At 61.0% G+C, this 15,837-nt stretch carries 13 protein-coding genes; 6 read left to right on the top strand and 7 right to left on the bottom strand.

The annotated features are described in order from the left end of the window. Positions 1 to 9 precede the first annotated feature (9 nt). Positions 10 to 1,212 (bottom strand): TIGR03364 family FAD-dependent oxidoreductase, encoded by a 1,203-nt coding sequence (locus tag ACFUCV_RS06160; RefSeq protein ID WP_380813408.1) that lies wholly within the window; start codon positions 1,210 to 1,212, stop codon positions 10 to 12. A gap of 165 nt (positions 1,213 to 1,377) precedes the next feature. Here ACFUCV_RS06160 and ACFUCV_RS06155 point away from each other — a divergent pair, with 165 nt between their 5' ends. Both ACFUCV_RS06155 and ACFUCV_RS06150 read left to right on the top strand, forming a co-directional pair. Next, positions 1,378 to 2,136, top strand: a complete 759-nt coding sequence (locus tag ACFUCV_RS06155; protein ID WP_380813406.1) for a GntR family transcriptional regulator — start codon at positions 1,378 to 1,380, stop codon at positions 2,134 to 2,136. Between the two features lie 43 nt (positions 2,137 to 2,179). After that, positions 2,180 to 2,869 (top strand): phosphonatase-like hydrolase, encoded by a 690-nt coding sequence (locus ACFUCV_RS06150; protein WP_380813403.1) that lies wholly within the window; start codon positions 2,180 to 2,182, stop codon positions 2,867 to 2,869. A 512-nt stretch (positions 2,870 to 3,381) separates the two neighbouring features. On the opposite strand, the gene ACFUCV_RS06145 is transcribed toward ACFUCV_RS06150, so the two are convergent. Beyond that, the gene (locus ACFUCV_RS06145; protein WP_380813401.1) at positions 3,382 to 5,130 is read right to left on the bottom strand and encodes an L-aspartate oxidase; all 1,749 of its coding nucleotides are present in this window, start codon (positions 5,128 to 5,130) and stop codon (positions 3,382 to 3,384) included. A gap of 71 nt (positions 5,131 to 5,201) precedes the next feature. Here ACFUCV_RS06145 and ACFUCV_RS06140 point away from each other — a divergent pair, with 71 nt between their 5' ends. Together ACFUCV_RS06140 and ACFUCV_RS06135 are read left to right on the top strand one after the other, a co-directional pair. After that, complete coding sequence (locus ACFUCV_RS06140) at positions 5,202 to 6,143, top strand: LysR family transcriptional regulator (protein ID WP_380813398.1); 942 nt, start codon at positions 5,202 to 5,204, stop codon at positions 6,141 to 6,143. Positions 6,144 to 6,876: 733 nt separating this feature from the next. Further along, positions 6,877 to 7,929, top strand: a complete 1,053-nt coding sequence (locus ACFUCV_RS06135; protein ID WP_380813393.1) for a S66 peptidase family protein — start codon at positions 6,877 to 6,879, stop codon at positions 7,927 to 7,929. Between the two features lie 317 nt (positions 7,930 to 8,246). Here the strand turns inward: ACFUCV_RS06135 and ACFUCV_RS06130 are convergent, their stop codons facing one another. Further along, positions 8,247 to 9,179 carry a DMT family transporter gene (locus tag ACFUCV_RS06130; protein ID WP_380813386.1) on the bottom strand — a complete coding sequence of 311 codons (933 nt, stop codon included), beginning with the start codon at positions 9,177 to 9,179 and terminating at the stop codon, positions 8,247 to 8,249. Positions 9,180 to 9,250: 71 nt separating this feature from the next. Between ACFUCV_RS06130 and ACFUCV_RS06125 the strand changes: the two genes are divergently transcribed. Further along, positions 9,251 to 10,201 (top strand): LysR family transcriptional regulator, encoded by a 951-nt coding sequence (locus ACFUCV_RS06125; RefSeq protein WP_380813379.1) that lies wholly within the window; start codon positions 9,251 to 9,253, stop codon positions 10,199 to 10,201. A gap of 751 nt (positions 10,202 to 10,952) precedes the next feature. Here ACFUCV_RS06125 and ACFUCV_RS06120 read toward each other — a convergent pair. Together ACFUCV_RS06120 and ACFUCV_RS06115 are read right to left on the bottom strand one after the other, a co-directional pair. After that, on the bottom strand, positions 10,953 to 11,564 hold the full coding sequence (locus tag ACFUCV_RS06120) for a cysteine hydrolase family protein (RefSeq protein ID WP_380813376.1): 612 nt from the start codon (positions 11,562 to 11,564) through the stop codon (positions 10,953 to 10,955). 63 nt (positions 11,565 to 11,627) lie between these two features. Further along, complete coding sequence (locus tag ACFUCV_RS06115; protein ID WP_380813851.1) at positions 11,628 to 12,677, bottom strand: LLM class flavin-dependent oxidoreductase; 1,050 nt, start codon at positions 12,675 to 12,677, stop codon at positions 11,628 to 11,630. A gap of 134 nt (positions 12,678 to 12,811) precedes the next feature. On the opposite strand from ACFUCV_RS06115, the gene ACFUCV_RS06110 reads away from it, so the two are divergent. After that, the gene (locus ACFUCV_RS06110; protein WP_380813370.1) at positions 12,812 to 13,399 is read left to right on the top strand and encodes a CGNR zinc finger domain-containing protein; all 588 of its coding nucleotides are present in this window, start codon (positions 12,812 to 12,814) and stop codon (positions 13,397 to 13,399) included. Between the two features lie 988 nt (positions 13,400 to 14,387). Here the strand turns inward: ACFUCV_RS06110 and ACFUCV_RS06105 are convergent. Further along, positions 14,388 to 14,756 (bottom strand): type II toxin-antitoxin system death-on-curing family toxin, encoded by a 369-nt coding sequence (locus ACFUCV_RS06105; protein ID WP_380813363.1) that lies wholly within the window; start codon positions 14,754 to 14,756, stop codon positions 14,388 to 14,390. Then, on the bottom strand, positions 14,753 to 14,953 hold the full coding sequence (locus ACFUCV_RS06100; protein WP_380813849.1) for a ribbon-helix-helix protein, CopG family: 201 nt from the start codon (positions 14,951 to 14,953) through the stop codon (positions 14,753 to 14,755). Before ACFUCV_RS06100 ends, ACFUCV_RS06105 begins: the two co-directional genes overlap by 4 nt. Between the last annotated feature and the right edge of the window lie 884 nt (positions 14,954 to 15,837).

Below are 15,837 nucleotides of genomic sequence, written 5' to 3'. Positions count from 1 at the left end.
ATCAGGTCCTTAAAGGTTGGTGGTGGCGGTCTGCCGGGGTGCGGGGCGCGCGGCAAGGTTTGCCTCTGCCAAGCCGAAGGAGATGGTCATGCCGATTCCGCTGGTCACCGAGACAAGGGTGATGGCCTCGGTGACCTCGCGGACCAGGAACGGGGCCACCTTGGAGGAGGCGTAGATGCCCTGCCAGCGTTCGGTGATGGTGAAGGACTCGACGTCCAGCACCTGCGCGGCGGTCTGCAGCAACTTCCCGGTGGTGGATTCGTCCAGGAACGGGTCTTGGGTCAGGTCATAGGAGTGCGAGTCCCCCAGCAGCAGGGTGCCGTTGGGACGCTGGGTGAACATCACATTGGCGTCAATTTTCAGCAGCTCGGGGCGGTTGGTTTCGACTTCGGCGCGCAGCTCCTTGGCCGAGGGCATGTGGGTGAAGGCGTCGTAGCGCAGCATGGAGGTCGCGGTGAGCACGGCCGGAATGATCGTGGTGCTGTCCGGGGCGTGGGCTGCTGCCATTTGTAAGGCACAACGGATGATCCGGTGCTCGGCGGCAATCGCCGGGAACAGGTGGTCCACGTCGTGGCCGACGCAGATGAAGACATGGTCCGCCTCGAAGGCGCCGCGGCTGGTCTCAATGCGCGCCTTGCGCTCGGTGCCGTCCCCGAAACTTTGGGCGGTGGTGTTGAAGTGCACTGCCGCGCCTTCCTGACCGTTGAGCCATGTTGCCAGGGTGCCCACAGTGGTTCGCGGGTCCACGCGCAAATCATCGGCGAGGAAAGCACCGCCACGGATCCCCGCGGCGTTTTCGCGGCCCAACTTGGCACTGACTTCCTCGGCGCCCAACACCAACACCTGGCCCTCGGGCCGGGACGCGGAGAATTCACGTAGCAACTGAAACTCGGTTTCGGTGGCGGCAACCACCAGGGCACCTGACTCGATGGCCCAGAACCCTGCCTTGGCCGCGAAATCGAGCCAGTGCCTGCGGGCCACCTGGGCCATATCGTAGAGGTCGCCGTGCTGGGCAGTGATGCAGGCGTGGCCGAAGTTTCGGATCGAGGCACCCACCGCACGGTGGTCGCGTTCAATGACGGTCACGCTCAGGCCTGCTTGCTGGGCCAGCGCCGCATGGGCCAGACCAATAATGCCGGCTCCGACAACCAGAACGTCGGTACTTGCCACCGGTGCTACAGGGGCCTCGGATTTCATATCAAAGATGTTCACGGCATTGATGTTTGCCGGTCCCCGGATCCTTTTCAAGCGAAAACGGCACTTGTTCAGACAAGTTTACCTATGATTCATTTCGGCAATGATTCCTTCACTGCTCGTTCATTGCAAATTCACCAAAATGCACGGAATTACGCCATATCCACTTGTATGCTCAAGTACGTGCTGTCAACATCCGATGAACCCATCCACCAGCGTCTGAGTGATTTGTTCCGTGAGAAGATCTCCTCCGGTGACTGGAAAGAAGGCGAGCCGCTGCCCAGCGAGGCGGAGCTTTGTGCCCAAAACGGAGTCTCCCGTGGAACGGTCCGCCAGGCATTGTCGAGCCTGCGCAGCGAGGGCATGATTGCCGGGGGCCGCGGAAAGCCCCCGGTGGTCGCCCGTCCGGTGCCGTCCCAGTCCTTCACCACCTTCATGTCCTTCACTGAATGGGCACAGTCTCTGGGCCGGGAACCGGGGCAACGGACGTTGGAGATTGCCCGGCGCCCCGCGAGCGAGGACCTGGCAGGGAAAATGCTCCTTGAACCAGGGGACCTAGTCATCCAGGTTCTGCGGCTGCGTTTGCTCGACGGGAATCCGACCATGGTCGAACGCAGCAACTTCGTTGCGGACATCGGCAACGCACTTTTTGATTTTGACACCGACAGCGGTTCGATCTTCGGATACCTGCTGTCCCGGGGCGTGGACCTGACCCGGGGGCGGCATGTAATTGATGCCGTAGGTGCCGACGAGACGGATGCCTCCCTGCTGGGTGTGGCCGTGGGATCACCGTTATTGCGCGAGCACCGGCTGACCTACGCCGCAAATGGACGCATCCTGGAATGCTCCGATGACCGCTACCTGCCGCATCTGGCGAACTTTGTCATCGAAAACACCAGGGCATCCAGATCCGCCATGGCGCGTGTCCCGTCAACGCCCTGAACATCAAACAACCTGAGTATTGAACAACCAAAGGATGGAAACAATGATCGAACTTGTCGTTTTGGACATGGCTGGAACCACTGTCGATGAGCATGGGATCGTCTACCGCGCCCTCGAGGATTCGGTTACGGCCGCCGGAGCCAGTGTGGATGCCACCGACCTGCAGACCTGGATGGGAGCGGACAAGACCGAGGCCATTGCCGCACTGCTGGAACTTGGCGGCGTCACTGCGGAGCCGGACCTGGTGGCCCGGCAGTTCGACCATTTCCGTGCCCTGTTGGCACGGCGTTATGCGGCCAACCGGCCGGTGGCCCTTCCGGGGGTAGAGGATGCCATGCGCACGCTCAAGTCTCGGGGAATTAAGATCGGCCTGACCACGGGCTTCTCTCGCGACGTCGCCGCGCCAATACTTGAAACCTTGGGTTGGGGCACTGGCGAAGGCCGGTTGCTCGACGCCGTGGTCACCAGCGACGAAGTGGCCGCGGGCAGGCCCGCGCCATACATGATCCATCGGGTCATGGAAGCCACGGGTGTGCAAGATGTGCGCCGGGTGATTGCTGGCGGTGACACAGTGGTCGACCTGCTGGCGGCCCACCATGCAGGCGTGAACGGGCTCGGGGTCCTTACCGGGGCACTGGATCGTGCGCAGCTCGAGCAGCACCCCCACAGCTGGGTGCTGGAAAGTGTCAAGGACCTTCCCGGCGTACTCGAATCCGCACCGGTCAACCAGTAACAACATTCATTTGAAAACGGCACCCCCGGAGACGTGCATGGACGTCGGGAGCCATTCAACGTAGCACCCCTATTTCCAGGCCTAACTGCGGGAGGGCGCCGAACCACGGATCCCCCGACCGCCGACAACGGCACATCGAACAAGGTGTGCTTCCAACTTTTACCCAAAGGCTCTGAAATCCCACTGGATTGACCTCGATGCCGCCACTAATTCACCCATGCTGAGTTTGACCTCGCCGAGGCCGACTTCACCTATAAAATCCTTTGCATCCCCAGCGACCAGGTCAGGTTGAGCTTGGTTACAACGAGGTTGTTCCCGCCCCATCAGGCTGCCAGCGCTTGCCCAAGTCCAGAATGTTTTCTGTAGGCCCCCGGAAGCCCATCGGCTTCCGGACACGGAAGGGCCATGCAGACTGTATTGAAATCCGTAAAGAGGACTTCGGATGACGACGCTGGGACAGCTGAATGGCCCCGAGGCCGCGCGTCCACTCCAGGTGCCCGGAATTGTGCGTTTTACTCGACGAGTTTGCCGGCGACGGAGTCGTCGGAGTGAGCCTCAGCCAGTGCACGGAAGGAATCCGGAGCCGGGGCCAGCGCTTCAAAGCTGACCCCCTCGGCTGGAGACCAGACGAAGTTGCCCTGCAAGGCGGGATCCGTCGCAGGGAAATCCGCACGGTTGTGGGCCCCGCGGGTCTCCCGGCGTTCGAGTGCACACTCCAAGGTGGCTCGTGCAGCCAGCAGGGAGCCCAGCAGGTCATAGGCGTGGGCCAAGTCATCGAAGCCGGCAATGTCTGGATGGGCAGTGACGTGCTGGGCACGGTCCTCCAGAACGGCCAGCTTGTCCAACCCCTCCTGCAGTCCCTGCCCGGTGCGCACCACACCGGCATGGTCGGTCATGAGGTTGCGCAGCTCGCGCTGCAGCCGCCGCACCGACTCGGTTCCGTTGCCGTTCAGCAGTGATTGCATTTCGGTGCGGGCCAGTCCGACGGCGGCGGGATCCCGGCGAACTTCGGTGCGGGCGGTTACATACCCGGCAACGTGCTCTCCGGTGATGCGCCCATAGACGAGCAGTTCAATCAGCGAATTGCCACCCAAGCGGTTGGCGCCGTGCAGGCCCGAGGAGGCTTCGCCGATCGCGTATAGTCCGGCCACTCCCGTTCCGTGGTCTTCCGGTGACACCCAGACCCCGCCCATCGAGTAGTGGGCAGTGGGGGCGATCTCCATTTTGTCCGTAGTGATGTCCAGCATCTGCAGATCGATCAGCGTGCGGTAAACCCGCGGGAGCTTTTCCAGGATGGTCTCTCGCGGCAGATGGGAGACATCCAGGTGGACTCCGCCGTTCTTGGTTCCGCGGCCCTCGGCCACCTCAGTGAATGCGGCAAGGGCAACCCTGTCCCGGGTGGAGAGCTCCATGCGCTCGGGATCATAGCGTTCCATGAATCGTTCACCGAGCGCGTTGGTAAGTATGCCGCCCTCCCCGCGCGCGGCTTCGGAGACGAGGGTGCCGGCGGCGTCGTCGGGCTCCAATAGGCCCGAGGGGTGGAATTGGACCAGTTCCGCGTCGCGTATCCGGGCGCCGGCCAGCGCTGCCAGCCGAAAGGAGTCCCCGGTGTTCTCGTCACGGCGGGAGGAGGTGTGGCGCCAAATGCGGGTGTGCCCGCCTGCGGCCAGGATGACCGCGTCGGCGTGGATCTGCACGGGGGTGCCGTCCACGACGTCGAATCCGTAGGCGCCGAAGATCGTGCCGTCGGCGACGAGCAGGCGGGTGATGTAGACGGTGTCAATGATCGGTATATTCAGCTCTGCCGCCCGGCGCATGAGGGTGCGCTGGATCTCCAGACCGGTGTAGTCCCCGGCATAGGCGGTGCGGCGGTACTTGTGGGCGCCGAAGAAGCGCTGGGAGATGCGTCCGTCCTGCTCCCTCGCGAACGGCATCCCCCATTGTTCGAGGTCTTCGATGCCGCGGGCGGCGTTGCGCGCCACGGTTTCGACGATGGCCGGGTCGGCCAGGAAGTAGGACTCGCGGAGGGTGTCGGCGGCGTGCTGTTGCCAGCTGTCCTCGGGGTCCATGGTGCCCAAGGCGGCGTTGATGCCGCCGGCTGCCAGGGTGGTGTGGGCGTCGTGCTTGCGGCGTTTGCCCACCGCCAGCACCTGGACGCCCCGTTCGGCGAGTTCGATCGAGGCGCGCAGCCCGGCGCCGCCGGTGCCGATGACCAGCACTGAAGTGGACATGAGACGTTCAGAAGTGTGGTGGAGGTTCATGCTTACAACGGTAGGCTTGCACGCGTTATGTCTCCAATGAATTGTTTGACTCAGCGTCATGCGTTTACGCTATGAGAATGAAGTTGGACCAGTTGCGCTCCTTTGAGGCGCTCGCTCGAGTGGGGCATTTCACACGCGCGGCCGAGCAGCTGTATCTCGCCCAACCGTCCCTGAGCCGCCAGATTGCCGCACTCGAGGCCGATCTCGGCGCCGTCCTTTTTCACCGCGAACCGTCAGGGGCGACCCTGACAAATGCGGGAGAGCTGCTCCTGCCCATCGCCCGGCGCATGCTCGCTGACGCGCAGACCGCCCGGGAACAGCTGGATGAGCTCGCGGGGTTGCGCCGCGGCCGGGTTCGGCTCGGCGCCCCGCCCACCCTGTGCGTCTCGCTGCTCGCCGATGTGCTGGCCGCCTTCCGCAGTGCGCATCCCGGGGTGGAGCTGCACGTCATGGAGGGGGGTTCGCGTTTCCTGATGGACGCCCTGAATGAAAGCGCTCTGGATCTGGCCCTGGTGGTCACCCGTGGAGTGGAACCCACTGCGGCTGGCACCGAGCTGATCCCGCTGCTTTCCGAGGAGCTCGTGGTCGTTTCAGCTGCCGGATCGGCGACGCCGGACGAACTTGCGCTGGAAGAGCTGGCTCGCCTCCCGCAAGTGGCGTTCAACCGCAGCTACGAGCTGCGCGTCGCCACCGATGCGGCATTCGCCGGCCGCGGACTCACTCCGACAATCGCCGTCGAGGGCGCCGAGATGGACGCCGTGCTGCGGTTCGTCGAACGGGGACTGGGCGTGGCTGTGGTGCCGGCCATGGTGGTCATTGACCGCCCCGCGCTGCACAGCGCACGCCTGGTGAAGCCCTCGCTGACACGGACCGTCAATCTGGCCCGACGCAACAACGTCGGACCCTCAGCAGCCGCGGCCGCAATGCAGCAGTTCGTCTTCGACACCGTGGACCGGCTAGTGGCACCGGGCACCGACCTGGCGCGTCGGGTCGCGTCCACACCACGCAACTGAAGGAAGCCGGCGCAGACCGACGGTCAGCAACACAAGCACGCTCGCCGAGCCAGGTGAATACAGGCCGTTGCGGCCCCCGGCAAAACGTTAGCGTCAAATGGTTTATTTTTCCCACCTCACCCCTGCCTGTCCGCTGATGACCCCACACATTGCAACAGGAGGGGTTCGATCAGTTCAACCGGTTTCCTGCACTGCAGCCGCTTGCGTGGTCTGAGGTTGAGCTCGGCGGCGACCCAGTCCAAATCCACAGCACCATGGATACCCACATCAGTGCCTTTGGGGAATATTGGCGCAGGAGTCCGTTGGTGATTTTATTGATGATCCGCTGCCAGGATGCGTGCGGCGCCCAGAAGTGGATATCGATGCCGGTATCCATCCCCACGGTTTTCCGGACCCGCATTTTGATGCCTTGGTCCCACGTCAGGGAGTCCCGCAGGTCCCCCGGAACTGATTCGATCTGCGCAGTCAACACCTCACGCATCTGCTCGGCGTCGTACCCATCAGGTGGGTGGACCAGTTTCGTTCGCCCTCAACCCCCGGCAACGGCTCGATCGGTGGTTTCGGGGTGGCGTTCCCGGATGGAGATCTTGTCGCCGACCTTTCCCCCGCATTAAACCGCTGGTGCCATGGACGTCAGGCCGCGCTGCAAGTGTTCACGCTCACGGTTCAGAGTTTCCCGTCAGCTGGGCGGTCAGCGCACGATGCGCAGGAAGTTGTCTGATTCAATTGACTCATGATTTCGCAGCCATTTAGCCGACTCCCCAAGGCCAGGCCGGGTGATCATGTAGCCATCCTCTCTCCGGCTTTCGCAGCTCCTGCCGTATCGGAGGCTGTGCACGAGCAGGCGATGCGACGGCTGAAAGAGTTTACGGGACTGGTACCCGTCGAATACCCCACAACACGACTGCTGGGCGCCAGCGCCGAGGCGCGCGCAAACGACATCACCGCAGCTTTTGCCGACCCGACGATTCGGGCTGTCTTGGCGACCATAGGCGGCGACGACCAAATCACGGTCATCCCGCACATTGACCGCGAGGTACTTGCAGCAAATCCGAAGCCGTTTGTGGGGTACAGCGACAACACCAACCTTCACAACATGCTTTGGAACCTCGGAATCCCCAGCTTCTATGGTGGCTCTACACAAGTACATCTTGGCGCGGGCCCTCACCCTGACGAGGTGCACCTAATCTCGCTGCGCGCAGCACTCATAAATGGTGGCAAGCTCGAGCTAACAGAACCTGGCGAGTCGGAAGATTACGGCATCCCTTGGACAGACCCCCGCGCGCTCAACGAGTTCGGTCTGCGCGAACCAAGCGAGCCCTGGACCTGGACTGGACCAGAGTCGATTGCTGAAGGCCGGACCTGGGGTGGCTGCATCGAAGTCATCGATCAGATAGCACTGGCTGACCGGATGCCCCCCACAGATGACCTCGCAGGTTCGATCCTTCTGCTTGAAACCAGCGAAGAAGCTCCTTCCGCGGACAAGGTGAAGCGGTGGGTACGTGCACTAGGCGAACGAGGTGTTCTCGAAGTCGCCGCCGGCGTGATTATCGCCCGGCCACCAGTCAGCGAGATGCATTCACCCCGCCCAAGCCTGGACGAGCGCACACGACTGCGGACCGATCAGCGCGAAGCAGTCGTTGAACAAATCACACGCTATAACCCCAACGCGGTGGTCTGCGTCGGAGTACCGTTTGGTCACACACGACCGCAGTGGATCGTCCCGCACGGCGGCACCATCCGACTTGACGGCATGACCCGCACCATCACCGCGGACTACAACTGAACCGCGTTTGCCGCGCAATGAGGGACGATCACCCGACAACGTCGCCCGGGCGACCCTCGAAGAACCCGATGGACCAGCCATCCAAGCAGCAGTCAGCGAAGCACTATTGGCAATGAGGATCGCCGCCGAACGAGGCAAAGACACCCTTGATTTTGCCCGCCCATTGCGCATCCTGAACATGACCAATGCCGTCGACGCCGCAACTACACGCAGCCCCCGAAACGCACCCCTGGCAATTGTGTACCCGAAAATAAACAGCCGGCGGTCAGCATGCCCACCTTCATCAAAATAGGCGGTGGCATTAATTCCGGGGCAGTTCACACCGTCGGGGTTGAGACCTTTTGGCAGGACGGATTGCTGCCGCGCCAACGCTGTTCAGCGCGTGCACCCCACCAAGTTGCCACGAGGAGCACCATGGCACCCACGTACCCGAGTGCGCCAATCCTGTCTCCCGCGAGAACCACTCCGATGAGGAGCGCCCACCCGGGTTCGGTGCCGAGAAGCATGCCTGCACGTGAAGCCGAGGTGTGCTTCGTTGCCCACAGCTGCCCCAGAAACGCGAAGATGGTGCACCCGAGACACAGATAGGCAATCGTGAGCCAATTAGCAACACTGAAGCCGGGCAGATGCGCCAGCAGCGAGTTTCCACCCCACACGGCGAATATGACCGCGCCAAACAAGATCTCGACCGTGGTCAATCCCAGCACGTCGGTGTCCCTGCCGACGGTAAACCGTGCCTCGGCAACACCGAGCAGTGCCCGTGTTGCTGCAGCGACGAGCATGAGTCCATCGCCGAGGTTGAACCCGGAGAAACCTTGCCCGCCCACAAGCATCACAATTCCAGTAAGGGCAAGCAGGATGCTTGCGATCAGGGAGGGGGAAAGCCGTCTTTTAACGAGTGCTGATTCAATTATCGGCGTGAGAAGAATGGACAGAGCAATGATCAGTCCTGCGTTGGTGGCACTGGTCAGGGTCACACCAATCGTTTCCAGCGTGATGGTCGCGGAACGGAGTGTTCCAAGCAGGATGCCGGGAAGCGCCAAGTCCCGGAGTCGAACTCGCGGTCGGGCAAGGTTCACACACAACAAGATCACCGCTGCGGGTGCGAAGCGGACACACATCACCGCGGCGGCTGACGAGGCCACCGCCAAATCCTGGGTAGCCACATAGCTTCCGCCCCATACGATGGCGACGATCAGAAGTATCAAGTCCGGGAGCATGCGGGGAGTCGAAGGCACAGGGGAGATCATGCTTTTACTGTAGGGAGCTAGTTCATGCAGAACAACGGGCATCGACTTCAATATCCCGTAAGGTTTCCTTCATGGAAGTACATCAGCTCCGCACATTGCGTGAACTCAGGGACCGGGGCTCAGTCACGGCGGTGGCACAGGCACTGCATCTTTCCCCCTCTGCGGTGTCCCAGCAACTTGCCTCGCTGCAGCGGGGAATTCCGATTCCCCTTACCGAGCAGCGGGGCCGCGTGCTGGTGCTCACACCCGCAGGGGAACGGCTGGCAGATGCAGGTGGTGATGTGCTGGAATCCCTCGCCCGCGCAAAGAACTCCGTCTCCGAGTATCTCTTGGCGCGCCGGGAGCCAGTTTCCGTCACCGCTTTTCACAGTGCCGGCCTGGCGTGGTTTCCAGCGCTCATCGCCAGCAGCCTTGGTGATCCCGGCGGTCCGATGGTGCGATGCCGGGACGAGGACGTATCGATCAACGGGTTCGTCGATCTGGTGGGCGACCACGACGTGGTGATCGCCCACCGTCCGCTGGCCTCAGATCCTTGGCCTAGCCGCAGGGTGCATGTGACACCCGTGCTGCAGGAACCGATTGACTTGGCGATCCACCGGGAACATCCATTGGCTCAACGCGGGACGGTGCGCCTGGCTGATCTGGTGGGTGAAACCTGGGTGGCCGCGCATGAGGGTTTTGCCCTGGAACCACTCCTCGTGCAGGCGACGTTTGCCAGCGCGGGCACCCCAATCCAAATTACGCACCGTGTGAATGAGTTCAATTTAGTGGCGGCAATAATTGCCAAGACCCGCATGGTGGGTCTGCTGCCTCGCTACACCGGACTGATTCCATATTTTCGGGAGCACGTGGTGCTGCGCCCGATCGAGGGACTTGTCCTTGGCCGCCACATCGACATCCTGACGAGACCCGAAGCACGAACCCGGGTGAGCACCCGGACCGTAATTGACAGGGTTATCAAGATTGCCGAGGAGAGCCGTGACCTCGCGGAGAGACAACTAAAGCCTCGCCTTTCCAGCTAGCGCCAGACGGAGGCCGTCTCGTGGAAAGGTTTCAAGGAAGTGAACCATCTCGCTTCCTCGTGACTTTCCGGTTGATGAATATTGAGGCAGTCCCACCGACGATTCCAGCTGGCACCAGCATCAGAAAACCCAGCCAACCAAACAACCAATGCATCAACCAGCAGGGAACTGACTATCCAGCTATCCATATGATGCGTTTGGCAGGTCTACTTAGCCTTAGGCAAAGAACGAAGGTGGCGCCTAGACAGGGGACGGCAGGGGCTGGCACCCCCGGCAACAACTCCACCTGGCAAATGGGATGCGGCGAAATTCTCGAAATGGGCGCAGCTGGCGGAGCAACAGCAACACTCCTGGCTGACGGGTCCGACACAGAAAAAGTCAAAACCGGTTGGGCCCAAATCAGCGACAAAGTGCTCATCCCCTCCCCCTAAAAAACCGCGTGCCTTGGCCAATGAGCAATTCCAGAAAGCACGCGGCAATCCGGCGTCCCACTTCCAAGAAAACTGTGACAATCCCCCACTGAGAAACTGCCCGGTGCGTGTGACTATGACCTTCGCGGGATGGTCAGTTGCCGAGCATGACGATTTTTCGATGCCTAGGGTGATGCCTAGGATGATCATCACGATGCCGGACATCACGACCTTGCAACGAGAAAATAGTGGCTTAGACACCTCTATTTTCCCGGCAAAGAGCACCCTTTCACCTCATTAACGCGCCGTCAAAACAGCCCCGGCTTCATGAAATCTGCGGGTTAGTTGGCGGAGGTGACGAGGTCGCTCTTGGTCAGGGCATCACTGGTACTCAATGCTGCGGTCCAAGTTGCGGTGTCGGTGACGGCGGCCCAGTTCGAGTGCAGAAGCGCCATGAGGGTTTCGTGGACCTGGCGTGCCGGCGCAGTACCGGCATCGTTGGACAGGTCGATCGCCCCTGTCGCGTCGGAGAGGACTTCGACGGCGAAGCCGAGGGGCTCCGCAGCTGCAGCGGAGGCGATCACGCAGTTGTTGGTCATGTAACCGGTGAGGGTAATCGTGTCGATGTTCTCCTCGCGCAGCCAGGCTTCGAGCTCGGTGTTCGCAAAAATGCTGGAGAACTGCTTGCTGATGCGCTTGGCTGCGGCGTCCTCGCAGGCGGCGACCGTGGGGTGGTTCTGCCAGGTCGATGATCCGGAAGCGAACACGGGTGCTTCTGCCGGGAGTTCGTGCTGGACAAGCACGACGGGTAGGTCTGCCTGCTGGGCGGCGTCGATCGCCGTCTTAATGCTGACGATGGAGTCCTCGCGGGCCGGGAACCGGATCGGGAGGAGACCGTCGAAGTATTCCTGCTGGGCATCAATCACAATGAGTGCTCTGCGTGGTGCGGACATGGGGTTCTCCTTCAAGAGGGTTGTGTGAGAAGTGGGTGGAACGGGTGCAATTCCGGGTGGGTGTTACTGCGCGGCTACCGGGAGTGGTATTTCCGAGCGGGGCATGGCGTAGTGATCGGCGATCAGGCTGATCCCTTCCCGGTCGAGGGAGGCGCAGTGCCCGCCGACGACGAGCATCACCTCGTCCGCTCCGGTGCGCGCGTGAAGGTCTTCGAGCCGGTCGGCGACCGTCTCGGGCGTGCCGTGGAAACTGCGATCGGTGTAGGCGTCGAGAATGTGCCGCTCCTGCATGGTGGGCTGGTAAGCCTGGACCTCGTCCGGAGGTAGCAGCAGGTAGCCTTCACGTTTGAACATGCGCAGCATTGCCATCGCCGATGTGCCTGCCTGACGCCTTGCCTCGGCCGGGTCCTCACTGATCGCCACGCTCACGCTGACCAATGTATGGGGCTTGGCGAGGGCATCGGAGGGCTGGAAGTTCTCACGGTAGAGGCGCATCGCCGTGTCGACGTCGGCGTCGCCGAACTGCAGGGCGAACGCGTACGGACGACCGAGCTGTCCCGCCAGTTGAGCCGAGTACGGCGAGGAGCCCAGCATCCACGTCTGCGGTGTGCCTGTTGGTGTGCTCACCCGGTTCTCGGCCGCTTGCCAGGGGCCCGGCACGGCGTGGACTTGCCGGTAAGGGTGCCCGGACGGGAAGTCATCATCCAGGAATCCGAGCAGTTCCAGGACCTGTTGCGGGAACCCATCATTGGCGTCCGCTCCCCGACGCAACGCGGCGGCAGTGGCCCCGTCCGTGCCTGGAGCCCGACCGAGGCCAAGATCGATCCGGCCCGGGGCCAGTGCCTCCAACATCCCGAATTGCTCGGCGATCAGCAGCGGGGAATGGTTGGGCAGCATCATCCCGCCGGCCCCAAGACGAACCCGCGTCGTCTCTGCGATAAGGCGGGCGATCATTAGCGGAGGTGAGGACACGGAGGCTGCTCCCATCCCGTGATGCTCGGACATCCAGAACCTATGGAATCCGCGCTTATCGGCGGTCCGCGCAAGCGAGATGGTGCTCTCCAGCTCGTCACGGGCGGTCAACCCCACCCCGGTACTCCCACCGGAGAGCACGGACAGGGTGAACGGCGCCGAACCGGACGGTCGACTCAACTCCACAACAACTCCTCATGGATAAATATGGTTTTTGACATGATGAAAGCCTAGCATGGTTCTCACGCCTAATGAGTGCTGATACCATGAGGACCATGGTTGATACTTTGTTGACGGACGCTCCGGGAACCCAGGAGCATCCGAGCCTCGCACTGGTTAACAGCGCAGGCGATGTAGCTGGCGGTAGGGGCTATGACGAGCTGAGCACTCCTGAGGTCGCGACGGCTTGGCTGGTCGCGCGCGATCTGGTCAGACCGGATGCGGTGCTGTACAAGCACTGCCAGGGCCGGCTTGTGGCGCTGCGCGCGGATCTGCGGGATCTCTTCACCGCTCACGCCACAGCAAATGTCCCCACAACGTCCGCGGTACATGCTCTGAACTCCGCTTTGACCTGCGCCCCTGGCACTCTACTCCTGCAGTTCGACCCACAGGCAGGATTCACCCGGCGTGCCGACCATCCCGTGACCCAGGTCGTGGAACATGTCATGGCCATGATCGCCGAAGATGCCGCCTCGCTACTCAGTGGTGACGAAGCGTCGCAGCTCGCCTCCTGCGAAGCAGACTCCTGCCAGCGGTTCTTCGTTCGAACCCATGCCCGCCGGCAATGGTGTTCAACTCGTTGCGGCGACCGGGTCCGCGCCGCGCGCTCCTATGCACGCAAACGCTCACTCCAAAGCGCGTAATCGTATGACGCAACGCAACGGGTAAGAGCGGCATCCAGCCGCCCGCTTGTGAGTGGGTCGGATACGAATGGTCGTGCAAGATCAAGTGACCGGCCATAAAGCGCTATGACCTTCGAGCCACTTACCGCTGCGACTCACAGCTTACAAGACATCGAACCCGCCAAATTGAGCTGTGAAAAACCGCCACCCTGAACTAACAGTCACAGCCTAGGGTTCCCAACGACAGAGGAATGCCCCCGGTTTTGTTGACTCCTTAACCTAGCGAGCTGATGCTCGCCAAAGAAGGCTAGCCGTGCTCACTACCCATGGGGCGAAAGTTTCGCAAGGATGTTATCGATGTGACCGGCAAGGGTGAGGCGCAGATCGCGAAGGACTTCTGCTTTTCGGTTACCACGTTGACGTGCTGGATCCCCATGGACCCCCAAGGAGACCGCTGCCGGCCAGATATCGATAGCGTCAGCGGCAATGCGGGAGATAAAAACCCAACCGCATGTTGGAGCAGGAGAACGGGACCCTAGCCAGGCAGCGGCTCCTTCGGCCTAGGACGTCAACCTGAAATGACTCTTCTACGTGCGGCGTCAAGGCCTGATGATTTTTTTGCGTCGGAGAAAGGCAGACCACAGGCCATGGGGATTTGCCCTCCCCCAGCCATGAATAGTGTGTAGGGAAAAAAAACCCCGAATCACTCAGAAGAGGAGCCGCTAAGGACCAACTTCTAAATCAGCATCGCCTGAACGGATGCTGCATAAAACGCTCCCTTCGGGGAACAGCTGGTCAACACAGTGCCAACACTTAAACACGTAAACCCCCTGTGACCAGGAGGTTTACCGTGCCCAAGGTGGGATTCGAACCAGACTATCCCCCCTGCAAACAAAGGGAAGCCGCAAACCACCGCGGCAGTACGGCCCAGTTCGACGCAATCTAGACCAGTCTCGAGGTAAAAGTGTTCCCAACGGGAACACGCCCCACAGAACTTGGCTTAGTCCGGTTACCGGGGTATCAGATGAGCGGAAATCAAGTCAGCACTTCTCTCGATCTGCACCGCACCGGCAGCCACCCCTACGACCAGATCAAAGCCGTCATCGGCCGTGAAGTCATGGCGATATCCATTGATCCACAACATCAACACCATCAGAGTCCATGCAGTGCGCTTATTGCCGTCTATCAACGGATGGAACCGAGCTGCGGATTCAAGAAGCACCGCCGCCTTCATCGGTAACAGCGGATAAACCTCAGTACCCATCACCGTTGCGGCCGGGCGCGCCAAAGCCGATGCCAACAACCCAATATCCCGAACGTGAAAGCCGTAACGGTCAACTACCTGCAAAGCATCCTCAATATCGAGGTAGGAAATCATGCATCCTCGAGGCGCTTGAGAAGTTCCGCATCATGACTCATCACGAACTCCAAGCCAGCAGTTATGTCACGGCTTCGCCCCCGGCGCTGCAACAACAGCTCAGCACCCTGCAAGAGTAAAGCCGACTTCGAAGTATGTTCCGCAACAGCCAATTCCTCCAGCTGTCGGTCAAGCTCCTCCGGTAACCTCAAGTTCATAGCCATGCCCTAATGGTACCAAATTGGTACCGGAAACATCAGAAACATGTAGTTCGAAACACACATGGACGCAGTCCTTCACAGCGGCATAAAACCTCGAGTCAACATATTCAGAGTCAATCCCATCGGAAGCCAGGTTCGACGACGGGACGTGCCCGCAAGGGGAATCCTGAGCGTGAAGAAAACGGTGAAGCGCCCTGGGTTTCATGGAGACTCAGCTCATTTGGCTTCAACCATATTTCCCTATTTGCTGGGCCAGTCCGGGTACAACAAGCGCTTGCGCAGACTCAGGTGAATGGAAACAGCGAGAGCCGCGCCGGATCGGCACGAACCAGCCCGGCTCGTGGCCTCACGTGATCCATGGTGCGACGACACGGTTTGATGAGGCATGGATCGCGATGGAATTCTGTTTTGGGATCACCACGTTGAAGCACTGGGTCAAAACGGATCCTTCCCAGAGAATCCGTTGCCGGGCGGTTATCGGCAGCGTCCGCGGCAACGCGGTGACGAAGAAACCCAGCCTGTTGGAGCAGGAGAATGGCATCCCACACAGGCTATGGCTCATTCGGCTCGAAACGGCAACACACAGTGAGTTTTTTCGTGTGGCTTCAAGGCATGATGATTCTCCATCGGCGGAAGATGAACCGTAAGTCACGGGGTTTTGGCGCTAACTCGCCATGAATCGTGTGAAGGAAAAACACATCCCAGCACGAAAGAAGGAGAGCCGCCGGCGCCGACGTCGTAAGCCGCGTCAACGAACCAAGTCGCTGCAGAACGAGACTCAACAGGCTAGGGCGTGTCTCCCAAATAGGTTGGTCGTTGGTTGATTAACTTGGAGGGTGTCGCGTTTTCAAGTTTTTACAGATGACCAATGGGCCCGTGTT

This window comes from Specibacter sp. NPDC057265, assembly GCF_042668835.1.
Lineage (GTDB): Bacteria > Actinomycetota > Actinomycetes > Actinomycetales > Micrococcaceae > Specibacter.
Note: the sequence above shows the minus strand (reverse complement) of the source record. Positions and strands in the feature narration are given on the sequence as shown.